The sequence below is a fragment of the Porticoccus sp. GXU_MW_L64 genome, assembly GCF_052983295.1.
Genome location: NZ_JBRKJK010000018.1, coordinates 42,451 through 55,762, shown reverse-complemented (window position 1 = coordinate 55,762; position 13,312 = coordinate 42,451). Strand labels below are relative to the sequence as shown.

Below are 13,312 nucleotides of genomic sequence, written 5' to 3'. Positions count from 1 at the left end.
ACATCAAAAAACGATTCGAGCTCTGTCGGTAAGGCCATAATGGACGACTCCTCTGCAAAAGTAGCAGACTTATCGTCACAAGTGGCTGATTTGTTAGAAATTTAGATGAGGTGACCCTGGTGCGATTGCCAGTGGATTTGTGATAACTTACGCCGCCTCGATAAACGCACTCCCACAGAGGCATCAGCCCACCATGAGTATTGAGCAGCAAGACATTGCCAAGGTAGCCAACCTGTCCCGCCTGGCGATCTCGCAAACAGAGGTCGCCGATACCACCGAGCGCATCAACAAAGTGTTGAACCTGGTGGACCAACTGCAAGCGGCCAACACCAGCGGCATAGCACCCATGGCTCACCCGCTGGACGCGGTGCAGCGGCTGCGCCCCGACAGCGTCACCGAAACAAACAACCGCGATGCTTTCCAGGCCGTTGCCCCGGCCACCGAAGATGGCCTTTATCTGGTTCCCAAAGTAATTGACTGATTATGCCTAACACGTTCCCTGACAACATAAGTCCTGACAACACAAGTCCTGACACCACCACTATTAGCGAACTGGCGGCGAGCTTGCGCGCCGGAGAGTTCACCAGCGTCGAGTTGACCCAGCACTACCTGGATCGCATTCAACAGCTGGACAACCGCTACAACAGCTACATTACCGTTACCCCGGAGCTGGCTCTGCAACAGGCCGCCGCCGCCGACCAGCGCCTGGCAGCAGGGGACGCACCCCTGCTGTGCGGCATTCCCATCGCCCATAAAGACCTGTTTTGCACTGCGGGTATTAAAACCACCTGTGGCTCGAAAATGCTCGACAACTTTGTGCCCCCCTACAGCGCCACCATTGTGGAAAATTACCAGCGCGACGGCGCGGTGATGCTGGGCAAGCTGAATATGGACGAGTTCGCCATGGGCTCCTCCAACGAGAACAGCTACTACGGCCCGGTGAAAAACCCCTGGGACACCGAGCGCGTGCCCGGCGGCTCCTCTGGCGGTTCCGCCGCTGCGGTGGCCGCTGGATTGGCAGTGGCTACTACCGCCTCGGACACCGGCGGTTCCATTCGCCAGCCGGCATCCCTGTGCGGGCTGACTGGCATCAAACCCACTTACGGCCGGGTGTCCCGCTACGGCATGGTGGCCTTTGCCTCCAGCCTGGATCAGGCGGGAGTGATTACGCGTAGCGCCGAAGACGCAGCGATTATGCTCAACACCCTGGCCAGCCACGACCCCAGGGACTCCACCTCCATCGACCGCGAGGTACCCGAGTATCACAGCACGTTGAATGAGGGTATCAATGGTCTGAAGATCGGCGTACCCAAAGAATACTTTGAAGCAGGTCTGGACGCCGATACAGAAAAAGCCGTGCGCGCCGCCCTGATGGAATACGAGAAACTAGGGGCTGAACTGATAGAAATCACTCTCCCCCACAGCCACCTGGCAGTACCCGCCTACTACGTCATCGCCCCGGCGGAAGCCTCCGCCAACCTGTCCCGCTTTGACGGCGTGCGCTACGGCCACCGCTGTGAAGACCCACAAGACCTGATGGACCTGTACACCCGCAGCCGCGCCGAAGGCTTTGGCCAGGAAGTGAAACAGCGGATCATGGTAGGCGCCTACGCCCTCAGCGCCGGTTACTACGACGCCTACTACAAAAAAGCCCAACAGGTTCGCCGCCTGATCAAGCAGGATTTTGTCGACGCTTTCGAGCAAGTGGATGTGATTATGGGGCCAACCTGCCCCAACCCGGCCTTTAAACTGGGAGAAAAAACGGCTGATCCGGTGGCCATGTACCTGGAAGATATTTACACCATTTCCACCAATCTGGCGGGGCTGCCCGGCATGTCGATACCAGCGGGCTTTAGCAATGGTTTGCCGGTTGGACTGCAAATCACCGGCAATTATTTTGACGAAGCACGCATGCTCAATATCGCCCATCGCTTTCAGCAGGTGACCGATTGGCACAAGTGCTCTCCACAAGGAAAGCCAGCGGAGGTACAGCCATGAGCTGGGAAACCGTTATCGGCCTGGAAGTGCACGTTCAACTGGCCACCCAAAGCAAGATTTTTTCCGCCAGCAGCACCGCCTTTGGTGCTGCCCCCAACACCCAGGCCAGCGCCGTTGACCTGGCCATGCCAGGCACCTTGCCGGTACCCAACGAAGCCGCCTTCAAATACGCGGTGATGTTTGGCCTGGCCATTGACGCGGACATTGGCAAAGAGTCCGTGTTTGAACGCAAAAACTACTTTTACCCGGATTTGCCCAAGGGCTACCAGACCACGCAACTGGAAAAGCCCATTGTCGGCCCCGGCCATGTGGAAATCACCCTGGATAATGGCAACACCAAGAATGTTCGCATTCACCACGCTCATCTGGAAGAAGATGCCGGCAAGTCACTGCACGAATCCTTTGGCCACGGCATGTCGGGGATCGACCTCAACCGCGCCGGCACACCACTGATTGAGGTGGTTACCGAACCGGACATGTCCAACGCCGCCGAAGCGGTGGCCATGGCCAAAAAGCTGCACAGCATTGTCACCTCACTGGGCATTTGCGACGGCAATATGTCTCAGGGTTCCATGCGTTTTGATGTCAATATTTCCGTGCGCCGCCCCGGTGAGCCCTTGGGCACCCGCACCGAAACCAAAAACCTCAACTCGTTCAAATTTATGGAGGAGTGCATCGTTCGCGAAGTGCAACGGCAGATTGACGTGATCGAGGACGGCGGTCAGGTGGTGCAGGAAACCCGCCTCTACGACGGTGCCACAAAACAATCCCGCTCCATGCGTAGCAAGGAAGAAGCCAACGATTACCGCTACTTCCCCTGCCCGGATTTATTGCCGGTAATCATTGAAGACGATTACATCGAAGCGTTGCGCAAAACCCTGCCGGAACTGCCGGATGCTCGCAGCACGCGCTTCCAAAGCGACTATGGTTTGTCCGCCTACGACGCCAACCTGTTGTCGGCAGACGCACAAACTGCCAGTTACTTTGAAAGCGCCGCCCAACAAAGCGATGCCAAACTGGTGGCCAACTGGATGATGGGGGAAATGGCCGCGCGGCTGAATACGGAAGAAAAAGAGTTCGCCGACAACCCTGTTGCCGCAGAGCAACTGGCGGTTCTGGTGGCGCGAATCTCCGATGGCACCCTGTCCAATAAAATGGCGCGCCAGGTCTTTGATCATCTCTGGCAGGGTGAAAGCGGAGTGGACGAAATCATCGAAAAATACGGGCTCAAACAGGTATCCGACAGCGGTGCTATTGAAGCTCTGGTGGACGAAGTTATTGCCAATTCACCGCAACAAGTGGACAACTACATTAAAGCGGACGACGCCAAACGACCGAAGATGTTGGGTTATTTTGTCGGCCAGATTATGAAAGCCTCGAAAGGTCAGGCCAATCCGCAACAGGTGAATGAGGTATTGAATAAAAAGCTCGGCGCACTACTATAGCATTGTTATTTACTACTACTCCTCATACTCAATGCAAACAAGATATTAAGCTGCCGAGCCTGTATCCGGGGTGACTTGCTGTGACACGCAGCAAGTCACCCCGGATACATACTAAGGAGTTCACAAGATAGGCGACATGGGCTTTTCAAGACCGTCAGCGGCAGGGATGCCGCTGCCGAGCGTACAGGGAGGTATTTACAGCGTGTCTTGAAAAGACCATGTTGCCTATCCAGCGTACGATTTAGCATCTTCGATCTTTTCGAAACCGTATTGGTTTTTACATTTTTTTACCCGGCAGAGCCTGATATTTCGCTGCCAATCTCATTAAATAGAAGCCCCGGCCAATTTCGGTTCGGGGCTTTTTATTTTGGAGGGAAATATGAAACTTGCATTCGCACTGACGGTGGCCATGTTGTCACCGGCATTAATGGCAGACGATTCTGCCCTGAGAAAAGCCATTAACGGCGACCACCGGATTGCCGAGCACAGAGCCCGGGACAAATATCGCAATCCAGCGGAAACATTGACATTCTTCCAGGTTGAGCCGGGCCAGACCGTGGTAGAAATTTACCCGGGCTCCTGGCAGTGGTACACCGAAATCCTGGCTCCCTATCTGGGCAAAAAAGGCACACTTTACGCCGCCGCTGCTCGCACAGAAAACCTCGCACCATCGAAGGAACAGCTCGCCCAGTTGACAAAAGAGCAGCGCAAGCAGGCGATTGAGGCAAGCAAACAAAAGCTCCCTATTGTGCAAAAATTTGAAAGATACCCCCGGGTATTCGCCAACACCAAACTGGTGAAGTTCAGCCCCACGGAAAATATCCTCGATGTGCCCGCCGGCGTTGCCGACCGGGTGCTGACCTTTCGCAATGTACACAGCTGGACCCGCCACCCCGGTGGCGGCGAAAACGCCTTTGTGTTGTTTGCCAAAGCCCTCAAGCCCGGCGGCCTGCTGGGTGTGGTTGAGCATCGCGCCGACCGCGAAAGCGGCAAGGGTTATGTGACGGTAAGCGATACCGTAAGGCTGGCAGAGCAAGCCGGCTTGCGCCTGATTGCCACCAGCGAAATCAACGCCAACCCCAAAGACAGCAAAGATTACGAACGGGGTGTATGGGCATTGCCGCCACGACTCTGGGCCAATGACGGCCAAGACGAAAAGTACAAAGCCATCGGTGAAAGTGACCGCATGACGTTGTTGTTTGAGAAGTTGTAAAAGTATCGTCATCGCGAGCGCAGCGCGGCGATCTCCAGCAGCGCACTCCGGTCAGGAGATTGCCGCGGTCGCTACGCTTCCTCGCAATGACGCTGAATCATCACGCCTTCGCAGAGACAACCTGTTGCTCTAAAAGCTTACGTGGACAGCATTGCAGCAAAATGCTCGACTTGTTTGTTATCAACGACTAAAATCCCCACCTTCATCAAGAGATATGGCTGACGCCATCGCCAACCTGCCCGCTTGGGCAAGGTGGCTTCCCGGAAAGCACGGGAGATGAGGCTCAGAGGCTGGCATTGTTAGCTTCGGGCAATCATTCAAGCGAACGTCAGCCTCCTTTACGGAGGTTTTTTTATGTCTGTTATTTGCCGCACAGCCGCTCCGGGAAACCGGGATCGCACCACACACTACAGCACCGAATATCTGGTGTTGCCCCAGGACCCGATTCTGGGCATTCGGGAGCAGCACATTTCACCCGCCATCGATATTCACAACTGGCGCCACAAAGGTTTTGTGGTTCAGCAGGAGGATGAAAAACTGTATGTGTATATCGCCCAGGGAGAAGTGACAAAGCTCAATCGCAAGGTTTTTTGCCCAACCGGGTATTCACCGGGCAGGAAAAGAATCCTCTGGCGTCACCAATTTGCAACGCCAGAGGAGGCGGTTTCCTGGGTCAATGGACAAACACAATTCTGAGATTATGTATTCACCAACACATCCACTTTTTCAGGTGCGGTGCCGTTGCTGCAGAAATTGATCAGGCGGGTAATCATGGACGAAGATATTGCCTGCCCCTTGCCCACCAGCAGGGTGCCGGAAGATGTGACGATATCACTGGCGACAATCATGCCTTCCATCAGTTGGGCAACGTTTATTTCCTTGATCACGGTTTCCGTTGACACACTGACAACCTGCTCCAGAGCTGTCAGCACCTGGGGATCGTAGCGGTGACCTTGCGCTTTGACCCTGGCAAACGCATCTGCGGCGGACAAACCTCTGGCTTCTCCGGCGATCATATCTATTATCGGCTTCAGCAACCGGGCCCCCAGGGGAATCTGCTCTCCGGATACGTCATCGTTGGGCAATCCGCTGCCGTCAAAATGTTTATTCTGGTAGCGAATGGCACGGGATATTCCTTCCAGACGGGGAATATTGTTAATCAGTTTGGCTCCCGCCTCCGGGTACTGGTCGTACACCTGCTGCTCGTCTTCATCCAGTGGCGAGCCCCTGAGCGTACGGTCGACAACACTGTCCGATAGCGTCACCTTGCCCACCTGCCCCAGCAGCGCCGTCGCCTCCAAATCCCAGGTTAGAGTAATGCCCATTTTGCTGGCGCATTTGGCAACGTAGTCGCTGATCACGGAAGCATGACCAAAAATCTTCGGGCTGACCAGTGAAAGAATTTCCACCAGGGCATCGATGCTTCCCTTCACGGTGTTTTCCAACAACTCTTGCTCCATTTTGAGCAATTTGTAGTGGTCGAGAGCAGTATTGATCGCCTCCGCCATTTGGTCGGGCGGGCAGGGTTTGTTCAAAAAACGGTACACATCGCTGGTATTGATGGCGGACACTGCGGTTTGCTGATCGGCATTTCCGGTAAGCATCAGGCGCACGGTATCCGGGTAACGTTCCTTTACCTCACAGAGAAACTCCACACCGTTCATTTCCGGCATATTCATATCCGATACCACTACAGGTATCGGGCCTTCGGCTTCCAGTATCCTGAGTGCCTCTTTTCCCCCCAGCGCCGTCACTACGGTAAAACGTTTTCTCAAAGTGCGTCGGTACGCTTCCAGAATGCTGGACTCGTCGTCAACGAATAATACTTTTTCCGTCATATCAACTGTCTGCCTGATCGCAAAATTCTTCAGTAATACGCAGCCATCGCTGCAGTGTGCCTGCATCAACGACAGATTTCAGGTACTCCATATCCAGTTTGTCGTTATCGAGGTCAATTCCGGCCCCCTCCGCCTGTGCTGTTAACATGGCCCAGGCAAAATGGATCACCGCCAGAGGAGACAGCTCTGCAATTTGGCTGTCCGCCGGATGACGATGCCAGCGCACCGCCTCAACAACCGGGAATGGCATTGCCCATATTCCCAGCAAGTAGCTGCCAACGTGCGGCAGGTCGGATTCACCGCCACTCCAGCTGGCCATTTCAGCAGGATAAACCAAAGCAATCAACTCACCCAAATTGCACATCATTCCCGCTATTTGCCCGTGATCGATACCTCTGGCTGGCAAGCTGCTGGCCTTGCCAATTTTGCCACACAACACCCCCACCCTCTGACTGGTTATATTGAGGCGTTCAATCTGCTCAATGCTGCTTTGGTCAGATTTAAAGCTGGAAAATACACTGGTGGACAGCGCCAGGTTTTTCAGCGTATCCATTCCCAGTATAGAGGCTGCTTGACTGGGTGATTCGATGTGTCTCACCAGAGCAAAAAACGCCGAGTTGACAATTTTAAGCACATTGGCAGAAAGGCCAACATCCCGAGAAATTATTTCCCCCACCTGCTCCAGAGAAGAATCATCGGAACAGGTTTCCCGCATCAGCTCATCGTAAACCGCCGGCAGTGTGGGGAGAGAACCAATAGACCCCATCAAAGCCTTGAGGCCACTTTCCTCCAGTGATTCCTGCAAATGCAATGCGCGATTGATCGACTTGGTAATTTTTTCGCTGTCCGCCGGTTTGGAAATAAACTGATGGGTGGCGTGCAAGCTCTCAAGAATCATTTCTTCGTTGGCGTACCCGGAGAGCACAATCCTCAGCGTGGAAGGTGACAACTCCTTTACTTTGGCAAGCAACTCCCCACCATTCATATGAGGCATGCGCATATCGCTGACAATGATATCGAAGGAATGGTCATCCAGCTCCGACAAAAACTCATCTCCAGACAGATAGAAACTCATGTCCCACTCTTTGCGATTGCAACGCAGCATTCTCCGCAATCCATCCAACACATTTTTATCGTCGTCAACAAAGGCGATCCGTTTCATAACTGCATCCTTTGATAGTGGAATTATTTGGGTTGAGATATTGGCAACAAAATACGGAAAGTAGTGCCCTCGCCGGGCTCACTCTCTACATCTATTTTGCCGTTGTGGTTTTCGGTGATCAGTCGGTAGGCAATACTGAGTCCCTGCCCGGTACCCTTGCCCACCTCTTTGGTGGTAAAAAACTGATCGAATATGCGGCTTTTCACCGACTCTGGCATGCCGGCACCGTTGTCGCTGATTTCGATACTCACTTGCTCATCGAGCGCTCTGGTCCGAACGGTAATAAGGCCGCCCAGGTCATCCGGGTCATCAAATTTGTCGACGATTGCATGAGCGGCATTGACGATGATATTCAGCACCACCTGATTGACATCTCCCACCACACATTCAACCATGGGCAGGTTTTCATCAAAGTCTGTTTCCAGTTTGGAAAAGTATTTCCATTCAGATTTGGAAACGATAATGGTACTTTGCAGCGCTGCGTTGAGATCGGCAAACTCAAAAGAATCGCCGGGGTGGGAGTAATCTTTCATCGCCCGCACAATGGTCGCCACCCGCTCTATTCCTCCGGCCGACTGTTTCAATGCCTGGGGCACTTCGTCGGCCAGGTACTCCACATCCGCTTCGTCCAGAAGTTCTTTCACCGTCTGCTTTGTGGGCTCGTCCGTACTCTTGTCTACTGCTGCCTCAATATCCTTAATCAAATCCAGCAACTCTCCTGCCGACTCTTGCAGGAACACTAGATTATCGGAAATAAATTGGGCGGGGGTATTGATTTCATGGGCCACACCAGCAGCGAGCTGCCCCACGGATTCCATTTTTTGGGCGTGGTGCAGTTCTTCCTGAATGCGCCTGTTGTCTTCGCCCGCCTTTTTGAATTCGTGGATATCCGATACCAGGCAAACAATGGATTTCACGTGATCGTCTTCAATAATGGGTACGCCCACCTCTCTTACCCAGCGTTCATCTCCGGATTTTTGCACCACCCGATATTCTACGTTAATTGGCGAGCGATCCTCTCTGGCTTTATCAAAAACAGCGCAGGTGGATTCCTTGTCTTGTGGGTGAATCTGTCGCCTCAAATCGTCCTGCGTGGACATCTCCCGGTGACTGACACCCCAAATTTCTTTCGCCCCCCGGCTCATGTAGGTCACGGAATCATTGATCACATCGTACTCGTACACACAGCCGTGAAGGTTGTTAATAATGGCATCCAGCATTTCCCTGGAGTCTTTTAATTCCACCAGTGCTTTTTCCCGCTCCTTCTGTTCCGCCTGCAAACTGTCTTTGGCAAGTTCCAGATTTTCAGTGCGCTTGGCAATCATATGCTCAAGGCTTTCATTATGTTTCAGTAGCTGGCTCGCCAAACGGCCTGATTTTCTCGCCTGAAATATTCCAAACAAAAGAATAGCCATAGCCACTGCGCCAAAACCATAACGGTACATGGAGGCATTCTGGCTGTGCTGTTGATAGACGTTATCCAGCTCGTATTCAAAAGCATTCAGCTTTTGCTCAAAATCGCCCGACAGTGCTACTTCTTCTCTGACCAGCTGGCTGATAACTGATTCACGGGTATTGATAATTTTGAAGTGGTCAATAATAAAACCCAGGGAGTCATCAATATCGTCGAAAGACCCTTTGTGACGCTGGCGGATTTCCTCCAGGCTGGCGATAATTTCGTCGTAGTTGTCACCAATCCGATTTTCAATCGCTCTTAGAGCATCGAGCTCCAGAATATCCAGATCCTGATTAAGTCGTTGATGATCCGGGTAAAGCTGCCGGATATCCTCAATAAGTTGAAAAATAATCAGACGGGAATTTCGGAATACCGAAAAGTTGGATTTAAAATCCTCAACCAGCTGCGTACGGCTGGAGATACAACCTTCCAATTGTGTGAAGGAAAGATCAATCTTTTCCTGCCTGGAGAACCAGCCAGAAGATTTTTTCTCTGGCTCACCCACCGACAGTGCAGACAGTAATTGATTGAAGCGCGATACCTTTTTCACCAGGCCGTCGTAGTCCACCACAAACCCGCCGCGCACTTCCAAAAGCCGGGAATGCAGCTGCTGGGAAGACAGTCGGATTTCTGACAATACGTCTTTCTGGTGTTCATAACTGGCACTGTATTTATCGATGCTCAGCAGGGAAAAAGTCACCAGCAGCGCAAAAAAGACACCAATAATTACTTTGGCATAGACAGAAAGAATATTTTTTTCGCTCATCGCAAATCCTCCCTCACCGGAGCAGACAACGAGGTTAAAAACGCTTCCAGCGCTTTAACCTGTTTATCACTGATCCCCCGTCCCAATTGATAGCGCGCCATCACCCGTATGGCCTCCCCCAGGGTTTGCGCGCTGCCATCGTGAAAATAAGGTGCTGTCTGGGCCACATTGCGCAAGCCCGGCACTTTGAAAATATAACGGTCACTCTCCTTTCCGGTAACATTGAAGCGACCATAATCTGCCTCTGTAATCTCGCCCCGGTCGCGAAAATAATCCCCCATAATGCCAAACTGCTGGAACATATTGCCCCCCACGTTTTGCCCCTGATGGCAGGACACACAGCCCATCTGAACAAACAGGCGATAACCCTCTTTGGCCTGATCACCAATGGCGTTTTTCTCGCCTTGCAGATAGCGGTCAAAGGGGGAATTGGGGGTTACCAAGGCGCTTTCGTAAGTGGCAATAGCGCGGGAGATATTGGCGGCGGTAATACCGTCCGGGTAAATTTTCCGGAATGCATCTTGCCAGGATTGGTCTGCCGACAACCTGGCAATCACCTCCTCCCAGGAACTGCCCATTTCCAATGGGTTGTGTATGGGCCCCTCTACCTGTTGTTCCAGTGTACCGGCCCGACCGTCCCAAAACTGAACGGCATTGAGACCACTGTTAAGCACGGTAGGGGAATTAATGGGCCCGACTTGTCCGTCGACACCTATTGAATACCGCAGGCCATCATCACCACCACTGTCTACTGCGTGGCACGACGCACAGGAAATTGTGTTATCCCGCGACAATTCAGTACTGTGAAACAAGCGTTTACCCAACTGAATCTCATTCTCATTCAGGTTATCGGGAAACTGTATTGGGGTGATGGGTTCGCTTTGAGATGGCAGTGAAAACAGAACAAACAAGGCTACCAGCAGCTTTGCGCTGCCGCACTGTACTAGACATTTCATTACTACTCTCCTTGATGTAGTAAACTACACTAGGGCCTGTTAACACTAATTGAATCGTCACTGTTGTGACTAAAAAAGCGCCAATCAAGGCGCGAGGAGTGCGGTTTGGTCATTCCAAATGAGCGACGAGCAACACCGAGTGGCGCTTTTTTAGCCGCAACCCGAAGGGCTGGGGCCATTTTTCCACCCAGCTGCGTTATCAGTCGCTCATGTAGAATGACTACACAGCACTCCTTCTGCCTTGCTGGGCGAAAAAATGGCTCCCAGCAGTGATGACTCAATTAGTGTTAACAGGCCCGAGCACTTCCTATATTTCCGGATTTATCACATTTATTTTTCTACAAGCATATTGATATCGGCATACCACCAATACCCTTTAACTTTTTGCGGGAATTATTTCAAGTAGTTTTTCCCCACAGCTAAAAAAAGCAGGACCGCAGTGAACCAACACACCGACATGCCCGAAGACAAGGACACCCTGTTAGCCATTATTGAAAGCCTTAATGAGGGCTTTGTGGTGTGCGACATGGGAGGCAACTTCACCCATTTCAACAAAGCCGCCGAAAACATCCTTGGTGTCGGCGCTTCCTCCGGCGGACCTGAGAGCTGGAGTGACACATACCGCATATTCAAGACAGACCGCCATACCCGCTTCCCCAGCAAAGACTTGCCCCTGGCCCGCGCCATGGCTGGCGAAACCACCCACAATATCACCATGTACGTCCAGCAGCCCGCACCGCATAAAAAAATGAGGCTTATCGATGTGAGTGGAGCGCCGGTAATATCAAACACAGGGCAGCAAATTGGTGCAGTGGCGGTGTTTCAGGATGTGGAGGACAAATCCCAGCTGCAACAGCAGTTGTTACAGGCTCAAAAACTGGAGGCCATTGGTCAATTGGCGGCGGGCATCGCCCACGAAATCAACACCCCGGTGCAATTTGTTCACAATAATCTGGAATTTCTCCAGCGCTCATTCAATGAACTCATGGAGTTACTGCAAAGAATCCAGTCATTGTTACAAGAGGCCCCAAAACCTCTGGCCGAAAAAATTGCGCAACTGCTGGAAGAAGGTGACATGGATTTTTTGGCGCAAGAAATACCCGACGCACTGCAACAATCTTGTGGCGGCATGAAAAATATCGCAGAGATTGTCTCCGCCATGAAAGGCTTCTCACACCCAGGCACCAACAATAAGCAGCCGGTAGACATCAACTGCGCCATAGAGAGCACGCTTGTTGTCGCGCGCAGTGAATGCAAAGACCGTATTGACTTTGAAACCAGTCTGGATAGCACACTACCCAAAGTAATGGGCTTTCCAGCCGACCTGAATCAGGTATTGATCAATATAATTGTCAACGGGATACAGGCTATTTCAGGTCAACCGAACAGGGCAGAGCCTGTGGAGGGCCTGATTACCATTACCACGGAAAAGAACAGGAAAAATCAGGTTATCATTCGCATATCAGACACAGGGCCGGGGATTCCGAACGATATTCAACACAAAATTTTTGAGCCGTTTTTTACCACCAAGGAGGTGGGCCAGGGAACAGGCCAGGGGCTGGCAATTGCCCATTCAATAATAGTTGGCAAGCACAAGGGCTCTATCGACGTAGACAGCGCTCCCGGCACAGGTGCTACTTTTACCATCAAGCTGCCCATTGAAGAAGCCGATAAAGAGCAGCCGTAACCCCAGTAGTGCAACAGGTTATTAAACCGGCAACCTTATAGGTTGCGTTTGATAACGCGGCACAGGGATGTGCCGCCGCTGGCGCAGCCAGCGCGAGCTCAATAAAATCAAGCACTTCCGCGCAAGTGCGTCACTTTCTTTTATGTGAAAGTTATTGAGCGCGCAACACAAAAGGCAGGACGCCTTTTGTGTTGCCGGGTTAATAGTTTTGCCAGGTGCAGTGAACTCGACAAAATCAAATTGAAAGGCTACTGGTGCGCCGCACCAATATGCTTTTCAACCGTAGTTTTGAAATTACCATCACTGGGCATGGGCAGCTCGCCATCCACCACTTCACCGTTGGGACCAAACAGAACAAAACGGGGAATGGCGTAAATATCGAGTTTGATGGCCAGATCGTGGTCAAAGTTATCTTCACAGATCACCTGCAAGCCCATGGGTTCGTCTTCATCCATGGCATCGACCCAGGCATCGGCGTCGTCATCCATGGAAATTCCCATTAGCACCAGATTGTCATAGTGATTTTCGGTTTCAAAGGTTTTCAGATGCGGGATTTGCTTGCGACAGGGCACACACCAGGACGCCCAAAAATCCACCAGTACATATTTGCCTTTGTGATCGGACAGGCCGTGCATGTCGCCATCCCGATCAGGGAATGAAAACTCAATGGGCTCTGCACTGGAAACCGCCGGCAATAGCAAAGCAAAGGCAACTAAAGGAGCTAACAGCTTTTTCATAACATACCTCCAAAATAGCGGTGGGTAGTTTGCCGCAGCATGCGTACCAGCGCT

The 13,312-nt window shown here is 52.2% G+C and carries 11 protein-coding genes and 1 riboswitch; of the genes, 6 read left to right on the top strand and 5 right to left on the bottom strand.

Going from position 1 to position 13,312, the window contains the following annotated elements:
* Positions 1-193: 193 nt before the first annotated feature.
* The 5 genes from gatC to ACVBEJ_RS13165 all read left to right on the top strand — a co-directional run bounded on the left by gatC (position 194) and on the right by ACVBEJ_RS13165 (position 5,352).
* Positions 194-481, top strand: coding sequence for an Asp-tRNA(Asn)/Glu-tRNA(Gln) amidotransferase subunit GatC (gatC, locus tag ACVBEJ_RS13185; protein WP_447130105.1), 288 nt, complete (start codon positions 194-196; stop codon positions 479-481).
* 2 nt (positions 482-483) lie between these two features.
* On the top strand, positions 484-1,998 hold the full coding sequence (gatA, locus tag ACVBEJ_RS13180; protein ID WP_447130104.1) for an Asp-tRNA(Asn)/Glu-tRNA(Gln) amidotransferase subunit GatA: 1,515 nt from the start codon (positions 484-486) through the stop codon (positions 1,996-1,998).
* The gene (gatB, locus tag ACVBEJ_RS13175; protein ID WP_447130103.1) at positions 1,995-3,443 is read left to right on the top strand and encodes an Asp-tRNA(Asn)/Glu-tRNA(Gln) amidotransferase subunit GatB; all 1,449 of its coding nucleotides are present in this window, start codon (positions 1,995-1,997) and stop codon (positions 3,441-3,443) included. The genes gatA and gatB overlap by 4 nt, the downstream gene beginning before the upstream one ends.
* A gap of 379 nt (positions 3,444-3,822) precedes the next feature.
* Positions 3,823-4,656, top strand: coding sequence for a class I SAM-dependent methyltransferase (locus tag ACVBEJ_RS13170; RefSeq protein ID WP_447130102.1), 834 nt, complete (start codon positions 3,823-3,825; stop codon positions 4,654-4,656).
* Positions 4,657-4,853: 197 nt separating this feature from the next.
* A riboswitch (SAM-I-IV-variant riboswitch) is annotated at positions 4,854-4,983 on the top strand.
* A 27-nt stretch (positions 4,984-5,010) separates the two neighbouring features.
* Positions 5,011-5,352: a hypothetical protein gene (locus tag ACVBEJ_RS13165; RefSeq protein ID WP_447130101.1), complete on the top strand. Its 342-nt coding sequence runs from the start codon at positions 5,011-5,013 to the stop codon at positions 5,350-5,352.
* Positions 5,353-5,354: 2 nt separating this feature from the next.
* Here ACVBEJ_RS13165 and ACVBEJ_RS13160 read toward each other — a convergent pair whose 3' ends face one another.
* The 4 genes from ACVBEJ_RS13160 to ACVBEJ_RS13145 are packed head-to-tail and all read right to left on the bottom strand — an operon-like array spanning position 5,355 to position 10,834.
* A complete protein-coding gene (locus ACVBEJ_RS13160) occupies positions 5,355-6,494 on the bottom strand; it encodes an HD domain-containing phosphohydrolase (protein ID WP_447130100.1) in 1,140 nt (379 codons plus the stop codon).
* 1 nt (position 6,495) lies between these two features.
* Positions 6,496-7,656 (bottom strand): HDOD domain-containing protein, encoded by a 1,161-nt coding sequence (locus ACVBEJ_RS13155; RefSeq protein ID WP_447130099.1) that lies wholly within the window; start codon positions 7,654-7,656, stop codon positions 6,496-6,498.
* A 23-nt stretch (positions 7,657-7,679) separates the two neighbouring features.
* On the bottom strand, positions 7,680-9,878 hold the full coding sequence (locus ACVBEJ_RS13150; RefSeq protein WP_447130098.1) for an ATP-binding protein: 2,199 nt from the start codon (positions 9,876-9,878) through the stop codon (positions 7,680-7,682).
* Positions 9,875-10,834 carry a cytochrome-c peroxidase gene (locus ACVBEJ_RS13145; protein ID WP_447130097.1) on the bottom strand — a complete coding sequence of 320 codons (960 nt, stop codon included), beginning with the start codon at positions 10,832-10,834 and terminating at the stop codon, positions 9,875-9,877. The genes ACVBEJ_RS13150 and ACVBEJ_RS13145 overlap by 4 nt, the downstream gene beginning before the upstream one ends.
* A gap of 439 nt (positions 10,835-11,273) precedes the next feature.
* On the opposite strand from ACVBEJ_RS13145, the gene ACVBEJ_RS13140 reads away from it, so the two are divergent.
* Entirely contained in the window at positions 11,274-12,521 is a 1,248-nt protein-coding gene (locus ACVBEJ_RS13140; RefSeq protein WP_447130096.1) for a two-component system sensor histidine kinase NtrB, read from the top strand.
* Positions 12,522-12,769: 248 nt separating this feature from the next.
* Here the strand turns inward: ACVBEJ_RS13140 and ACVBEJ_RS13135 are convergent, their stop codons facing one another.
* Positions 12,770-13,258, bottom strand: coding sequence for a TlpA family protein disulfide reductase (locus ACVBEJ_RS13135; RefSeq protein ID WP_447130095.1), 489 nt, complete (start codon positions 13,256-13,258; stop codon positions 12,770-12,772).
* Positions 13,259-13,312: the final 54 nt, after the last annotated feature.